Here is a 14,504-nt window from a genome sequence, read left to right as displayed (position 1 = left end):
CCTTTTTGTTGGCGAACCCACTAGACTGCATACCGACTGCCCCTTTGCTGTGAGAGCCCTATGAGAAACGACGACCTGGACCTGCGCGCCGACCGCGACGAACTGCACGACTATGCTCCACGTGCGCCGCAAGCCAAGCGCCAGAAAAGCCTGGTACTGCAAGTGGCGCTGGGGGTGTTTCTGGGTGGCTTGGCGTTGTGGCTGGTGCAACTGGGTGCCACGGCGATCATGGCCAAGCTGGCCATGGGTACCTTCCAGTTCGGCGGCTGAGCGCAAGAGGAACCAACATGTGGGAGGGGGCCTGCCCCCTCCCACATTGGCTTCAGGCTGCTGCAAGCCCGCGTTCCTCCAGGAGTTTTACGAAGCTGTTGAGGCTCTGCGACACGGTGCCCCGGCGCCAGATCAGCCAGGTATTCAACACACGGAAGTTGTCCGCCAGCGGCCACACGCTGACCGCCGCCGCCCCCGGCATGCTTTCCAACATACTGCGCGGCATCAACGCCAGCCCTGCCCCGGCGCTGACGCAGGCCAGCATGCCGTGGTAAGACTCAATCTCGAAGATCTTGCCCGGCACCGCACCGTCCTGGGAAAACCAGCGCTCGAAGTGATGTCGATACGAGCAGTTGGAGCGAAAGGTATAGATATTCTCGCCGGACACATCCTGCCCGCGCGTGATCGGCGCATGGTGCAGCGGCGCGATCACCACCATCTCCTCTTCAAACACCGCCACGCCCTCCAGTGTGGAGTGCAGCACCGGGCCATCGACAAAGGCCGCCGTCAAACGCCCGGACAGCACGCCTTCGATCATTGTGCCCGACGGTCCCGTGCTCAGGTCCAGCTCGACCTTGGTGTACTGCTGGTTATACGCCGCCAGCAACGCGGGAATACGCACCGCTGCGGTACTTTCCAGCGAGCCGAGGGCAAAGGCGCCCTGGGGTTCCTCCCCCGCCACCGTGGCGCGGGCCTCCTGTACCAGATCGAGAATACGCCGCGTATAGCCCAGGAAATTCCACCCGGCCGGTGACAGGCGCAAGCGGCTCTTTTCGCGGATGAACAACTCCACGCCCAGATCCTGCTCCAGTTGCTTGATACGGGTGGTCAGGTTCGACGGCACCCGGTGAATCAATTGTGCGGCGGCGCTGATGCTGCCTTGCTCGGCAACGGCCTTGAAGATTTCCAGTTGCACCAGATCCAATTCATTCTCCAATCGTGAATGTATTGCTTAATATTATTCAGTTTTAAGAAAAGGTACAGCATCGTACGCTGGGCTCCATTCCCATCACCCCAGCAGGACGGTGCCATGAACGCTATTTCTCACCAGACCCACGCGTTGTCGATCAACCCGGCCAACGGCGAAACCGTCGGCAGCTACGCGTATGAAAGCCAGCCGCAGCTGGATGCCGCGCTCACCCGTTCCACCGCTGCCTTCCGCACCTGGCGCCGCCAGCCCGTAGGCCAGCGCGCCGAGTTGCTGTCCGCCCTGGCCAGCGCCCTGCGTGAGCAGGCCGAAGCGATGGCGCAGATGATCACCCTGGAGATGGGCAAACCCATCGCCCAGGCCCGCGCCGAAATCGAGAAGTGCGCGCAGCTCAGCGAGTGGTATGCGCAGCACGGTCCCGCCATGCTCGCGCCGGAACCGACCCTGGTAGACAACGGTAGCGCCCGGATTGAATACCGCCCCCTGGGGCCGATCCTTGCCGTGATGCCGTGGAACTTCCCGGTGTGGCAAGTGCTGCGCGGCGCCGTGCCGACTATGCTCGCCGGCAACACCTACGTGCTTAAACATGCGCCGAACGTCATGGGCAGCGCTTACCTGATCCAGCAGGCGTTCCAGAAGGCCGGCTTCGCTGCAGGCCTGTTCGAGGTCATCAACGTCACCACCGAAGGTGTGTCCAGCGCCATCGCCGACCCACGCATCGCCGCCGTCACCCTCACCGGCAGCGTGCGCGCCGGTATCGCCATCGGTTCCCAGGCCGGTGCGGCACTGAAAAAATGCGTGCTGGAACTGGGCGGCTCCGACCCGTTCATCGTGCTCAACGACGCCGACCTCGACGCCGCCGTACAGGCCGCGTTGATCGGTCGCTTCCAGAACAGCGGCCAAGTCTGCGCCGCCGCCAAGCGCCTGATCATCGAGGAAGGTGTGGTTGAAGCCTTTACCGCCAGGTTCCTCGAAGCCAGCCGCAACCTGGTGATGGGCGATCCAACCTCGCCCGCTACGTACATCGGCCCCATGGCACGCTTCGACCTGCGCGATGAGCTGCACGGTCAGGTCCAGGCCACCCTCGAAGAAGGCGCGACCCTGCTGCTGGGCGGCAACAAGGTGGCTGGCGCAGGCAACTATTACGAGCCCACCGTACTGGCTGACGTCACCGACCAGATGACCTCGTTCAAACAGGAACTGTTCGGCCCCGTCGCGTCCATCATTACCGCCCGCGACGCCGACCATGCGGTGGCACTGGCCAACGACAGCGAGTTCGGCCTGACCGCCAGTATCTTCACCAACGACCCGGCGAAGGCGCAGGACATCGCCAACCAGTTGGACACCGGTGGGATCTTCGTCAACGCTTACAGCGTCTCCGACCCTCGGGTGGCATTCGGTGGCGTGAAGAAAAGCGGATTCGGCCGTGAGCTGTCGCACTTCGGCGTGCGCGAGTTCTGCAACGCGCAGACGGTGTGGCTCGACCGTCAATAAACAGCCCTGGCTTCAACACACATCAACTGTGGGAGGGGGCTTGCCCCCGATGGCGGTGGATCAGCCAGACCTCTGTCAGTGACACACCGCTATCGGGGGCAAGCCCCCTCCCACAGTTGGATCCAGGCAGCCTCGGAGGCCGTACCTACTTTAAGCAATCAGCGAATATGCCGCCGCACGCACTGCACCAACCCATCCAGTGCCTGCGACTTCACCGGCGCCAACACGCACACCGTGTGTTCACGCTCGCCCTCGGTCACGGTGAGCGTGTAATGCACCTGCCCCGGTTTGCCGGAGGGTTGAGTACTTTGCGGCAGCTGAAAGAACTTCGACTGCTCGATCAGTTGCCGCAACTCCTGCTGGTCCTGCTCGGGCAGTGCTTCGAGCTCGACACTGCGAGGTGTGACCAAGCCCGGAAAATAAGCCGGGCCGCCGTTTTCCTTGATCGAGATTCGCATGGCTGTTCCTCACCGCCCAGGCGGCGTGTCAGACGTTGATACCCACCGCTTTCCACCCTTCCTTGACGGCCTTCTGCTCATCCTTGTTCGCGCCGTAGAGACGCCCGGCGATATCGTAAGTGATACGTGCAAAACGCAGAAACCCCGAGTTCGGCCGCAACCGCGCGTCGCGCAACGCGTCGTACCAGATGCGCCCGGCACGCTCCCAGGCAAAGCCGCCGATCCGGGTGGCAACCTGATAGAAGGCATGGTTGGGAATGCCGGAATTGATGTGCACGCCACCATTGTCGTCATAGGTTTGCACAAAGTCATCCATGTGGCCGGGCTGAGGGTCCTTGCCCAGCAGCTTGTCGTCAAATGCAGTGCCGGGGGCCTTCATCGAGCGCAGTGCAGTGCCTTTTATCTTTTTGGTAAACAACCCTTTGCCGATCAACCAATCGGCGTCCTCGGCCTTTTGTTTTAACGCGTACTGCTTGATCAGCGACCCGAACACATCCGACAGCGATTCGTTCAGCGCACCGGATTGATTGAAGTACATCAACTTGGCTTCATCCTCGGTGACCCCGTGGGCCAATTCATGCCCAATCACGTCGAGGGCCACGGTGAAGCGGTTGAACAGTTGCTGGTCGCCATCACCAAAGACCATCTGGGTCGAGTTCCAGAACGCATTGTTGTAGTCCTGGCCGAAGTGCACGGTGGCATCCAGCGCCATACCGGCATCGTCGATGGAATTGCGATCGAACACCTGGTCGAAAAAGTCGAAGGTCGCCCCCAGACCGTCGTAGGCCTCGTCCACCGCGGCATCACCGCTGGCGGGTTGCCCTTCGCCACGGATCAGCTTGCCGGGCAGGCTGTCGGTGTTGTCGGCGCTGTAGATCGAACGCTGTTTCTCGGCGCCCGCCGCCAGCGCCATGCGGGCCGGGCCTTTGGCGGGCACGGCGACCATGCGCAACGAGCGGAACGTGCTGTCCTTGGCACGCGTGCGCAGCGCAACCTCCCGTTGGGCTTTGTCACCGTGGCGCGCGATCTGGTCGAGCATGTACGGCGGGATCAGGCAGAAAATCGGATTTCGCGGTTGGCGAACACACATAAGCTGGCTCCTTTTTGGCGTGTGGTGAACGGCCGGTCAACGACTTCAGGATAGACGCGGGTCTGCCGCCTGGGCCAAATTGTCATGAAATCATGTTGCAGTCGTGTTTATCCAAGGCCCATCAGGAATACCCCATGCCCGCACGTCACGTCAAAATCGACCTGTCCTATCGCCCAAGGCTTGCCGACCTTCGCCCACTGATCACGCCCAGCCCATCCTTGCTGGAGGCCAGGGCTGCGACGCCGCGGGTTACCGCAGCCAAGGACCTGCAGGACCGGCGCGGCTACGCCGAGGATTTTCTCGGCAGCTTCGGTGTGCCCTGGCCCACCCTTGACTCGACCCTGGCAGGCGATGCCCAGCCCGGGCGCCTGGACTACACGCACTTTTCCATCAGCATGTCGCGCTCCCGACGCCTGGCACTGTATGTCGGCGTCAACATCGACGGCGACAAGCACGTGGATATCGTGCGCAGCAACGACACCTGGGCCTACGACGGCCGCCTGCCGCTCGACGCCCAGGTGGGCGAGGACCTCTATGCCGGCAATGGCCTGGACCGTGGTCATCTGGTGCGGCGCCAGGACCCCAACTGGGGAAACGAGGCGAACACCGCCAACCTCGACACCTTCCACTTCACCAACTGCTCGCCGCAGATGAGCGGCTTCAACCAGAAGACCTGGCTGGAACTGGAAGACTACATCCTCGACAACACCCAGCGCTGGAAAGCCCGCGCCAGCGTATTCAGCGGCCCGGTGTTTGGCGACGACGACCGCCTGTACCGTGGCGTGAAAATCCCCCAGGCGTTCTGGAAAGTCGTGGCCTACCTCAGCGACGACGGCAAACCCTCGGCCAGCGCGTACATGATCGACCAGCGCCGCGAGCTGGACCAACTGGACCTGGTATTCGGCCCGCTCAAAACCTACCGGCGCAGCGTGCTGCAGATCGAACAATTGACCGGTATCCGCTTCGGCAACCTGGCCGACTACGACGGTTTCAGCAACGAAGAGCGCGCCACGGGGACGCGGATCGAAGCGCTGATCCGGGGACCGCAGGATATCCGACTCTGACCACGGCCCACTGTAGGAGCGAGCTTGCTCGCGAAGCACCTTAGAGCACCGCGGCGCATCAGGCCGCTCGCGTTATCGTTGACGACCTTTACGAGCAAGCTCGCTCCTACAGGCCGTGATCGACTACCATAGCGCCGCCGGTTCCCACACGGGACTAACAGGGAATTCGAAACGCCGCCCGCGACGTCAATCGAAACTGCCCCCGCAACTGTAGGTGCTGAGCCTGCTCCCCACTGCCACTGGACGTTGTCCGGGAAGGCCGGAGCGTGGCGACGACGCATCAGTCAGGAGACCTGCCGGCCAAGTGACTCACTAACCGGCGGGGTGTCCGGGAAGGACATCCGCGCCCTGCCAGACCTGCAGCGTTCGAAGGTGTGTTTCCGAGCCGTACCGCCCCTGCTTCACGTACGGTTCACCGGAGATTGCCCCATGCTGCTACGCGTTTCGGCCCTGATCACTGGCCTGGGCTTGTGTGCCCTGGCCCACGCCGCGCCTACTCACTACCCGCTGACGGTCGAGAACTGCGGCAACAGCGTCACCTTCCAGCAAGCCCCCGCGCGCAGCGTGACGATCGGCCAGGCCGCCACCGAGATGCTGTATGCGCTGGGCGTGGGCAATAAAGTGGTCGGTACTTCGCTGTGGTTCAACGATGTGCTGGGGCAGTACAAGGCGCAGAACGACAGCATCGAGCGCCTGGCCAATAACGAGCCGAGCTTCGAGGCGGTCATCGCCAAGCGCCCGCAACTGGTGGTCGCCGAGCTGGAATGGGTGGTCGGCCCTCAAGGCGTGGTGGGTACCCGCGAACAGTTTCACGAACTGAATATTCCCACCTACCTGCTGCCCTCCGACTGCGAAGGCAAGGACAATCTGGTCGGCGCCGACGGCACGCGCCTGGAGCCGTTTCGCATCGAGACGATCTACAAGAGCCTCAGCCAACTGGCCGAGATCTTCGACGTGCAAGCGCGCGGCCAGCAACTGACCGATGAACTCAAGGCGCGCCTGGCCAAGTCGATCGCCACCGCGCAGAGCAAAGGCTTGAAACAGGCCAGCGCGCTGGTGTGGTTCTCCAGCGCCGAAATGGCCAGCGACCCGTACGTGGCCGGCCACAAAGGGGTTCCGCAATTCATGCTGCAAACCCTCGGCCTGCGCAACGTGGTGCAATCGGATGAAGAATGGCCCGCCGTCGGCTGGGAAACCATCGCCAAGGCCAACCCTACCTTCCTGGTGATCGCGCGCATGGACCGCCGCCGCTACCCCGCCGACGACCATGAAAAGAAGCTGGCCTTCCTGCGTAGCGACCCGGTGACGCGCAACATGGACGCGGTGAAACACAACCGCATCATCATCCTCGACGCCCTGGCGCTGCAGGCCAGCCTGCGCACCTTCGACGGCCTGGAACAGCTGGCCGCCGCCATCGACGGCTACAACCTGCCGCAATGATACGGACCCTGCTCGCCCTCACGCTGCTGCTGATCGCCCTGCTTGCCGGTGTGGCCATCGGCGAAACCGCTATCTCGCCGCAGGTGGTGCTCCAGGTGCTCGCCAACAAACTGTGGGCGGCTGGCTATGTGCTCGATCCCATCGATGAAGGCGTGGTATGGAACTACCGCCTGACCCGCGCCCTGGTCGCCGGTGCCTGTGGTGCGGGCCTGGCGACTTGTGGGGTGATCCTGCAATCGTTGCTGCGCAACCCGTTGGCCGACCCGTATTTGCTGGGCATCAGCGCCGGCGCCTCGACCGGTGCGGTGCTGATTGCCTTGCTCGGGGTGGGCGGCGGTTTGATTTCGTTGTCGGCGGGCGCCTTTGTCGGCGCCATGGCCGCGTTTGCACTGGTGATCCTGCTGGCGCGGGCCAGCGGTTCCGCCAGCGGCACCGGCCAGATCATCCTCGCCGGCATCGCCGGTTCGCAGTTGTTCAATGCGCTCACCGCGTTCCTGATTACCAAATCCGCCAGCTCCGAACAGGCCCGCGGCATCATGTTCTGGCTGCTGGGCAACCTCAGCGGCGTGCGCTGGCCATCGGTGTGGCTGGCGGTGCCGGTGGCGGTCGCAGGGCTGGTGGTGTGCCTGTGGCACCGACGTGCATTGGATGCGTTTACCTTCGGCACCGATTCGGCGGCCTCGCTGGGCATCCCGGTGCGTCGCGTGCAGGTTGTGCTGGTGGGCTGCGCGGCAGTGGTCACGGCGGTGATGGTGTCGATTGTCGGTTCCATCGGGTTTGTCGGGCTGGTGATCCCCCATGCCGTGCGCTTGATGCTCGGCACCGGGCACTCGCGACTGCTGCCGGCCAGCGCCCTGGGCGGCGCCTTGTTCCTGATCGCGGCGGATGTGCTGTCGCGTACCTTGATCAAGGGCCAGGTGATTCCGGTGGGCGTGGTCACCGCGCTGGTCGGCGCGCCGGTGTTTGCGCTGATCCTGATCGGCCGGAGGAACGCGCGATGACGGTACTGAGCTGCACCGCCCTGGGCTTCAAGGTGCGTGACGCCGAGTTGCTGCGCGATATTCATCTTGACGTGCAGTTGGGGGAAACCCTCGGCATCGTCGGGCCGAACGGTTCGGGCAAATCCACCCTGCTCAAGTTGCTCGCCGGCCTGCGCGCCCCGGCCAGCGGTGAAGTGCGCCTGGGCGGCAAGCGCCTGGGTGAATTGTCCCGCCGCGCCATCGCGCAGCAATTGGCCGTGGTGGAACAACAGGCCGACACCGACGACGCCATCCGCGTGTTCGACGCCGTGGCCCTGGGCCGCACGCCGTGGCTGTCGGCCCTGAGCCCGTGGTCCCATGAAGACGACAGCATCGTGCGCCAAGCCCTGCACGATGTGGACGCCACCCACCTGAGCCACCGCGTCTGGCGCAGCCTCTCGGGTGGCGAACGCCAGCGCGTGCACATCGCCCGCGCGCTGGCGCAACGGCCCCGGATCCTGTTGCTGGATGAACCGACCAATCACCTGGATATCCAGCATCAACTGACGATCCTCAAAGGTGTGCAGGGTTTGCCGGTCACCACCTTGATCGCCCTGCATGACCTGAACCAGGCACTGACCTGTGATCGCCTGGCCGTACTGGATCGTGGGCGCCTGGTGGCGCTGGGCACGCCGCTGCAGGTGCTGACGCCAGAGCGGTTAAACGAGACATTCGGGGTGCAGGGGCATTACCTGACGGACCCGTTCGACGGCGCGCAAATCCTGCGCCTGCGCTCCAGCTGAACCCTGTGACGGCGGCACAGCTGACAGTGATCCAAAGGTGGGAGGGGGCTTGCCCCCGATGGCGGTGTATCAGTAAAAGTCTCTGTAACTGACCCACCGCTATCGGGGGCAAGCCCCCTCCCACCTTTGATCACCACAGGCCGGTGCATAGGTGTCGCCTGCCCCACCGGGTTGGGCCCGCAGAAGCATTACCTGACGGGCCCGTTCAACAGAGCGCGACGATCCAAAGGTGGGAGGGGGCTTGCCCCCGATGGCGGAGTATCAGTAAAAGTCTCTGTAACTGACCCACCGCTATCGGGGGCAAGCCCCCTCCCACCCTTGATCACCACAGGCCGGCGCATAGGTGTCGCCTGCCCCACGGGGTTGGGGCCGCAGAAGCATTACCTGACGGACCTGCTGACAGCGCGCGACGATCCAAAGGTGGGAGGGGGCTTGCCCCCGATGGCGGAGTATCAGTAAAAGTCTCTGTAACTGACCCACCGCTATCGGGGGCAAGCCCCCTCCCACCCTTGATCACCACAGGCCGGTGCATAGGTGTCGTCTGCCCCAGCGGGTTGGACAGCTCATACCACCTTGATATGGGTAATTCCCACCACCTGCGCTTGTTCCAGGATTTCCTCCGGCGTCGCGTCCGCAGCAGGCAGGATCAAGCCGTTTTCCGCGTCGCCGAAGTGCAATTGCAGCAAATGCACTGCCGCTTCATGCACAGGCAACTCAGGCTGCTTGAGGTCGAATGTGTGAGTGCGCGGCTCATCATTGAACCGGTAGTTCAGGGTATAAGCATGCATGCGGGAATCCTTGTAATGGGAACACCTGATTAACCTGACTCATCGATCAACTTTTTAGTTCCCACTCGATGCAGGTGCTGCGTTATCCAGGTGCGACTGTACGCCAGCACGCTGTCTGCCATCGCCAGCGGAAAATGAATGAAGCCATGGGCCGACTCCGGCAGCAGATGCGCCTCTGCCCCGCTCCAGCGTTCGGCGATCAGCAGCGTGTCGTCCTTGAGCGGGTCCAACTCGCCCACAAACATCAACGCCGGCGGCAGGCCGGATAAGTCGCCATACAAGGGTGACAGTGGCGGTTGTCGACGTGCTTCGTCGGTGATGCCCGGCGTGAGCAAGCGCAGCGCCGCGACCATTCCCGGCCCATCCAGCAACAGCGTCTGCGGCCCGGCCGCGCGCACGCTTGGCGTGCCGGTCAAGTCGTACACCCCGTAGTACAACACCGCGCCCCTGACGCGTTCGAGCAACGCCGGCCATTGCTTCAACGCCAGCAACGTCGTCGCCGCCAAGTGCCCGCCGGCCGACTCGCCGACAAAAAACACCGGCAGGCCGGCAAACTCCATGCAGTCCGCCAACAGCCAGCGCGCAGCGGTCAGGCAGTCCTCCAGCAGGCCCTCGACCGGCGTGTTGACCGCCAGCCGGTAGTCCACCGACACCACCGCCACGTCACAGGCGCGCACCATGCCCAGGTTGAGGTCGTCATTCATCTGCGCATTGCCGATCACCCAACCGCCGCCATGGATATCCAGCACCACGCCTTTGGGCGCACCGTCGGGCCGCATGATGCGCACCGGCACGCCGCCGACCAGCCTGCGCTCCACCACCGGGGCCTTCTTGAAACGCTGGCTGGTTTGCAGCAGCGCCTGGATCACACGCGGGGTGACGCGGTTGCGAATTTTAAAGCGCGGCATCCACGACAGCTTCTGATTGAAGCGACGCATCTGCGCCAGTTCGGCCTCGCTGGCGGGCCAGGATTGGTAAGCCATTAACGGTTATTCCGCAAAATCGAGAAGTTCAACGCCGCGGCCACACACAGCCAGGCGAGGTAAGGGAACAGGATCAAGCCGGTAATCAGGTCCAGGCGCACCGCCAGCACCACCATCGCCGCCACGGTCAGCCACAGCAGCACAATGATCACCATCCCGGCGAGCAGGCGATGCGCGCCGAAGAACACCGGCGTCCACAGCGTGTTCAACGCAATCTGCGCCGCCCACAGGGCCAGCACTATTTCGCTGCCTGGGATCAGACTCAAGCGGTAACCGGCCCAGGCCAGCAGCAGGTAGATGATGGTCCACGCCACCGGGAACAGCCAATTGGGCGGGGTGAAGCTGGGCTTGACCAGGGATTCGTACCAGGCGCCGGGTTTGAAGATCACACCGGTACTGGCGGCGGCGGCGCAGGCGAGCAGGAAGATGAAAAAGGTCATGGTCGGTCCTTGAGGGGCAATGGTGGAAAGCAACGCTGTGTTTTTCAGTGACTCGAACGGGCGCGCATAAATTCCCTATACGCGGCAAAAATGACAGGCAGGCCATCTCTTCTACACGTCATGAAAAATGAGTAAGGTGGCCAAACCACCAAGAATTTGCATAGTTTCGACCACCTCATCAGAGCGCCCCTTCTTGGCTTCCAACCACCGCAGCACGCCCTGGTCAGTGTTTCTGATCTTCCTGCGCCTGGGCCTCACCTCCTTTGGCGGGCCGATTGCGCACCTGGGCTATTTTCGCGAAGAGTTCGTCACCCGCAGGCGTTGGCTCAGCGAGCGCAGCTATGCCGAACTGGTCGGCTTGTGCCAGTTCCTGCCCGGTCCGGCCAGCAGCCAGGTCGGCATCGCCTTGGGCCTGTCACGCGCGGGGTACGCTGGCGCCGCTGCGGCCTGGGCCGGGTTCACCTTGCCGTCGGCCATCGCCCTGATCCTGTTTGCCTCGGGCTTGTCTCGTTACGGCGCCGCCCTTCCCGATGGCGTGCTGCATGGTCTTAAAGTCGTCGCCGTGGCGGTGGTGGCCCAGGCCGTGTGGGGCATGGCGCGCAACCTGTGTCGCGGCTGGGCGCGGATCACACTGATGCTGGGCGCCGCCTGCCTGGTACTGCTGGAACCTTCCGCCTGGGGCCAGGTCGGGGTGATCGCCACAGCGGGCGTGGCTGGCCTGCTGTTGTTCAAGCCCCAGACCCACGCCGAGCCCGACGCGCTGCCCATCACCATCAGCCGCCGCGCCGCAGTGGTATGGCTGGCGTTGTTCCTGCTGTTGCTGGTGGGCTTGCCGATCCTCGCCGATTGCGTAAGCAACCCCACGCTTACCCTGGTGGACGCCTTCTACCGCACCGGCTCACTGGTCTTCGGCGGCGGTCACGTGGTGTTGCCGTTGCTGCAAGCCCAGGTGGTGCCGACGCAATGGGTCAGCAACGATCTGTTTCTCGCCGGCTACGGCGCCACCCAAGCCGTGCCCGGCCCGCTGTTCACCTTCGCAGCTTTTCTCGGCGCCTCGATGAGCCACGCCCCGAGCGGCTGGCTGGGCGGCCTGATCGCCCTGCTGGCGATCTTCGCGCCGTCGTTTCTGCTGATCTTTGGCGCACTGCCTTTCTGGGCCGGCCTGCGTAGAAGCCCGCGCACGCAAGCCGCACTGGCCGGTGTGAATGCGGCGGTGGTCGGCCTGTTACTGGCAGCGCTGTATCAACCGGTGTGGACCAGCGCGATTTTCAGCCTCTACGACCTGGCCTTCGCCTTGCTCGCCCTGGCGGCGTTGATGGTCTGGAAGCTGCCACCGTGGCTGGTAGTCGCAGCAAGTGCCGCCATCGGATACCTGCTCAGCCTGGCCGGCGGCTGAGATCAAAGGTGGGAGCTGTCGAGCCCCGGCGAGGCTGCGATGGGATCACCTCGGTCGACCGTCAAACCGCAGCCCGCGCATCGCACAGGTCTCAGTCCGGCTCCACAATCCTGAGCCAGGGCCAGCGCGCCTGATAACTCCTGGCCTTTTCAGCAAACAATTGCGGCTCCGGATGCAGCGGGTTGATCCGCAGTAGCCCCTGCTCCACATCCGCCAACCCATAAGGCGCATACACCTCACCCGTGGCAACGTCCAAAGCGATGCACGTGCCCGCCACCAGATACCGGTCCACCCCCTGCCTGGCCGAGTGCAATTGCGGGTATGGCCGGCCGAACCGCTGCCCATACCAGAGGTGAACGCGCGCCTGGTTCTTGACCTCCACGTTGACGCCCAAGTCCTGGAACAACGCCTCGGCCCTTCGAATCACCGCATCCTCCGCTTCGTAGGACAGGTTCTCATCGAAGTAAAACACGTCATAGTCCTTCACCCCCGCATCCGCCGGCCGCTGCGCCTGATGATTCCACACCGCCTGGAACAGACAGCCCGCCGTGAGCATGCACTGCGGCACGTCCAACGCCGGCAAGCGCGCGGTGATTTCGACGTTGATGGGGTTGGCCATGGCCAGGTCGAGGAAGGTGTTGACGGTCAATGTCATGGAAAGTCCTGGGTAATCAGTTCCGTGGGCTCGACTCTACAACAGCGCATTGAACGGTGACACCGCTCGCAACGCGACTCCCCGTATGATGCACGCCTGCACCCACGCACAACCGGAGCCCCGATGCCGCTGACCAAACGCGACTGCGCCCGCCTGGAACGGCAACTGATCGCCACCCTCACCGACGCCTGCGAAACCGCCAAAGCCGAAATCCCCGGCTTCGCCTGGCTGACCCACACCGTCGACGACAGCGCCTTTCCCCAAAGCCTGCGCGTGACCTGGGTATTCGATACGCGCGCCAACAAGGCACTCACCCTCAGCGGCGGTGCAGACCAACGCATGCGCGAACTGACCGCCACGGCGCTGCACGAAGCTGGCATCCCACCCTTGCCGATGGAGCGCTGCGTGCACTTTGATTGCGAAGAAGACTGCCGCCTGCAACACGCGGGCGACTGGCGTGCGCGGCTGGCGCGTCGCTAACCTGACCTGATGCCGAAGCCCGCAGGAAAAATCCCAACCCCCTGCAACGCCTTGCTCCCTTGCCTACGCATGGGTCAGAATTCGCCGGCTTGTGTGCTGGGGTGGCCGTTATTAAGGTGGCTCGGTCGCTGAATGTCTCGGCGATCGGGTTTAGTAGCCTGAAGGTTTATCCAAACAAAAGTGCATGAGCTGCATCAATCAGACATTCCTGTCTGTACTTGATGGCGGCTGTGCGCAGGGCACCTTCGGGTGCGCCGGCTTTCGTTTGGATTCCCCGGTCTACTAACCTGCGCACAGCTGCCACCCTTCTGTTTAGTAGCTAAAGGGCGGTAGCCACACTCAGGAATTCAAACATGCTATTCACCGTCGCCTCCAACGCCACCCACGAAACCCTCATCACCAACAGCTACGAAACCTTCACCAGCGTCAGCACCCTGCTGCTCGACCTGTCCGAAGACCTCAACGGCAAACACCGCGACATCGCCCTGGCGATCCATCAACTGAGCGAACTGGGCGTACTGCTCACCGCCCGGCTGCTCGACCGCGAAGTGCCGTGTTCTGGGTGATTTTCAAGCACCCAACTCGAAAGACACTTTACTCGCCGAGTCGCTGTACACACGTACGACGACGCGGCGATTTGCTTTTGGTGGCTGGGTCGCATGACACAAAATGCGGCAGCTTTCGGCCAGAAGCGGCCAGTCATCAAAGCCCCAAAAATGTCCCGAGGCGAGTATCTAGTCACGCCAATCGGGCCGTCATTGTGAGCAAGGCTAGAGGTTTCAGGCACTTGCTAGTTGGAGGTAATCTCAAATAAATTTTTGCACAAATAGGCATCCTCTCTTTGAATGAAATCTTCGGGGCTCTCATTGCAAGAATAAGCTTCGAAAACGTGATTGATAATCTTCTTCGCTTGGTCCGTAGTAAGGACAGGAATGTCTATCAGGTCAAGAAGAGCATCGGCTATCTCGTTTAAACTAATGCAGTACTCTTCAGCGGCAACCCTAAGCAGTGCTCGCATATCGCCATGTTTACTATCTGAATTTACATCATTTTTGAGAAATTCAAGTGGCTGTTCCAAGATTTCAAAAGGGTAAATCTTTTGATACCTGTCGCAGTACTCTATAAGGATCCGCCTAACCTTCACGCCATCAGGTTTTGGAGAGCTAGCCCCTAACAGCGCATTAATTTTCGTATTAGCTATCCAGCTTTTCATCGCGAAATTTACCCTGCTTAGCGCTTATTTAAGGGACGTCGAC

The 14,504-nt window shown here is 62.6% G+C and carries 17 protein-coding genes, 1 pseudogene and 1 riboswitch; of the genes and pseudogenes, 9 read left to right on the top strand and 9 right to left on the bottom strand.

The genetic code is table 11. The features are described from left to right. Nucleotides 1–60 precede the first annotated feature (60 nt). Nucleotides 61–270: a hypothetical protein gene (locus tag PspCFBP13528_RS10065; protein ID WP_043047518.1), complete on the top strand. Its 210-nt coding sequence runs from the start codon at nt 61–63 to the stop codon at nt 268–270. A 52-nt stretch (nt 271–322) separates the two neighbouring features. Here the strand turns inward: PspCFBP13528_RS10065 and PspCFBP13528_RS10060 are convergent, their stop codons facing one another. Further along, on the bottom strand, nt 323–1,195 hold the full coding sequence (locus PspCFBP13528_RS10060; RefSeq protein ID WP_065952900.1) for a LysR family transcriptional regulator: 873 nt from the start codon (nt 1,193–1,195) through the stop codon (nt 323–325). Nucleotides 1,196–1,300: 105 nt separating this feature from the next. On the opposite strand from PspCFBP13528_RS10060, the gene PspCFBP13528_RS10055 reads away from it, so the two are divergent. Next, on the top strand, nt 1,301–2,692 hold the full coding sequence (locus PspCFBP13528_RS10055; protein ID WP_137200123.1) for an aldehyde dehydrogenase family protein: 1,392 nt from the start codon (nt 1,301–1,303) through the stop codon (nt 2,690–2,692). A gap of 158 nt (nt 2,693–2,850) precedes the next feature. Here PspCFBP13528_RS10055 and PspCFBP13528_RS10050 read toward each other — a convergent pair whose 3' ends face one another. Both PspCFBP13528_RS10050 and PspCFBP13528_RS10045 read right to left on the bottom strand, forming a co-directional pair. Further along, nucleotides 2,851–3,150, bottom strand: a complete 300-nt coding sequence (locus tag PspCFBP13528_RS10050) for a protealysin inhibitor emfourin (protein ID WP_065952898.1) — start codon at nt 3,148–3,150, stop codon at nt 2,851–2,853. Between the two features lie 28 nt (nt 3,151–3,178). Then, nucleotides 3,179–4,240 (bottom strand): M4 family metallopeptidase, encoded by a 1,062-nt coding sequence (locus tag PspCFBP13528_RS10045; RefSeq protein WP_065952897.1) that lies wholly within the window; start codon nt 4,238–4,240, stop codon nt 3,179–3,181. Between the two features lie 134 nt (nt 4,241–4,374). Here PspCFBP13528_RS10045 and PspCFBP13528_RS10040 point away from each other — a divergent pair, with 134 nt between their 5' ends. Beyond that, nucleotides 4,375–5,304 carry a DNA/RNA non-specific endonuclease gene (locus PspCFBP13528_RS10040; RefSeq protein ID WP_065952896.1) on the top strand — a complete coding sequence of 310 codons (930 nt, stop codon included), beginning with the start codon at nt 4,375–4,377 and terminating at the stop codon, nt 5,302–5,304. Nucleotides 5,305–5,312: 8 nt separating this feature from the next. Here the strand turns inward: PspCFBP13528_RS10040 and PspCFBP13528_RS27780 are convergent. Further along, nucleotides 5,313–5,402 (bottom strand): annotated as a pseudogene (locus PspCFBP13528_RS27780) (outer membrane lipoprotein carrier protein LolA); the annotation flags it as partial. Nucleotides 5,403–5,425: 23 nt separating this feature from the next. Then, nucleotides 5,426–5,620: riboswitch (cobalamin riboswitch) on the top strand. A 113-nt stretch (nt 5,621–5,733) separates the two neighbouring features. Here PspCFBP13528_RS27780 and PspCFBP13528_RS10030 point away from each other — a divergent pair. From PspCFBP13528_RS10030 to PspCFBP13528_RS10020, 3 genes are read left to right on the top strand one after another with little or no spacing between them, the layout of a single operon-like run. Beyond that, nucleotides 5,734–6,744, top strand: coding sequence for an ABC transporter substrate-binding protein (locus PspCFBP13528_RS10030; protein WP_137200122.1), 1,011 nt, complete (start codon nt 5,734–5,736; stop codon nt 6,742–6,744). Continuing rightward, the gene (locus PspCFBP13528_RS10025; protein WP_065952894.1) at nt 6,741–7,745 is read left to right on the top strand and encodes an iron ABC transporter permease; all 1,005 of its coding nucleotides are present in this window, start codon (nt 6,741–6,743) and stop codon (nt 7,743–7,745) included. Before PspCFBP13528_RS10030 ends, PspCFBP13528_RS10025 begins: the two co-directional genes overlap by 4 nt. Beyond that, nucleotides 7,742–8,506 (top strand): ABC transporter ATP-binding protein, encoded by a 765-nt coding sequence (locus tag PspCFBP13528_RS10020; RefSeq protein WP_137200121.1) that lies wholly within the window; start codon nt 7,742–7,744, stop codon nt 8,504–8,506. The genes PspCFBP13528_RS10025 and PspCFBP13528_RS10020 overlap by 4 nt, the downstream gene beginning before the upstream one ends. 563 nt (nt 8,507–9,069) lie before the next feature. Here the strand turns inward: PspCFBP13528_RS10020 and PspCFBP13528_RS10015 are convergent. From PspCFBP13528_RS10015 to PspCFBP13528_RS10005, 3 genes are read right to left on the bottom strand one after another with little or no spacing between them, the layout of a single operon-like run. Next, nucleotides 9,070–9,294 (bottom strand): hypothetical protein, encoded by a 225-nt coding sequence (locus tag PspCFBP13528_RS10015; protein WP_065952892.1) that lies wholly within the window; start codon nt 9,292–9,294, stop codon nt 9,070–9,072. A gap of 29 nt (nt 9,295–9,323) precedes the next feature. After that, nucleotides 9,324–10,277 (bottom strand): alpha/beta hydrolase, encoded by a 954-nt coding sequence (locus PspCFBP13528_RS10010; RefSeq protein ID WP_137200120.1) that lies wholly within the window; start codon nt 10,275–10,277, stop codon nt 9,324–9,326. Continuing rightward, nucleotides 10,277–10,717, bottom strand: a complete 441-nt coding sequence (locus PspCFBP13528_RS10005) for a TspO/MBR family protein (RefSeq protein WP_137200119.1) — start codon at nt 10,715–10,717, stop codon at nt 10,277–10,279. The genes PspCFBP13528_RS10010 and PspCFBP13528_RS10005 overlap by 1 nt, the downstream gene beginning before the upstream one ends. Nucleotides 10,718–10,910: 193 nt before the next feature. Here PspCFBP13528_RS10005 and chrA point away from each other — a divergent pair, with 193 nt between their 5' ends. Beyond that, on the top strand, nt 10,911–12,113 hold the full coding sequence (gene chrA, locus PspCFBP13528_RS10000; protein WP_241669077.1) for a chromate efflux transporter: 1,203 nt from the start codon (nt 10,911–10,913) through the stop codon (nt 12,111–12,113). A 91-nt stretch (nt 12,114–12,204) separates the two neighbouring features. Here the strand turns inward: chrA and PspCFBP13528_RS09995 are convergent, their stop codons facing one another. After that, entirely contained in the window at nt 12,205–12,768 is a 564-nt protein-coding gene (locus PspCFBP13528_RS09995; protein ID WP_137200117.1) for a nucleotidyltransferase family protein, read from the bottom strand. Nucleotides 12,769–12,891: 123 nt separating this feature from the next. On the opposite strand from PspCFBP13528_RS09995, the gene PspCFBP13528_RS09990 reads away from it, so the two are divergent. Both PspCFBP13528_RS09990 and PspCFBP13528_RS09985 read left to right on the top strand, forming a co-directional pair. After that, the gene (locus PspCFBP13528_RS09990; RefSeq protein ID WP_137200116.1) at nt 12,892–13,248 is read left to right on the top strand and encodes a hypothetical protein; all 357 of its coding nucleotides are present in this window, start codon (nt 12,892–12,894) and stop codon (nt 13,246–13,248) included. 353 nt (nt 13,249–13,601) lie between these two features. Continuing rightward, entirely contained in the window at nt 13,602–13,814 is a 213-nt protein-coding gene (locus tag PspCFBP13528_RS09985) for a DUF6124 family protein (RefSeq protein ID WP_101220293.1), read from the top strand. A 224-nt stretch (nt 13,815–14,038) separates the two neighbouring features. Here PspCFBP13528_RS09985 and PspCFBP13528_RS09980 read toward each other — a convergent pair whose 3' ends face one another. Further along, entirely contained in the window at nt 14,039–14,461 is a 423-nt protein-coding gene (locus tag PspCFBP13528_RS09980) for a hypothetical protein (RefSeq protein WP_137200115.1), read from the bottom strand. Between the last annotated feature and the right edge of the window lie 43 nt (nt 14,462–14,504).

Origin of the sequence: Pseudomonas sp. CFBP13528, assembly GCF_005233615.1 — a bacterium.
Classification (GTDB): Bacteria; Pseudomonadota; Gammaproteobacteria; order Pseudomonadales; family Pseudomonadaceae; genus Aquipseudomonas; species Aquipseudomonas fluorescens_AM.
Note: the sequence above shows the minus strand (reverse complement) of the source record. Positions and strands in the feature narration are given on the sequence as shown.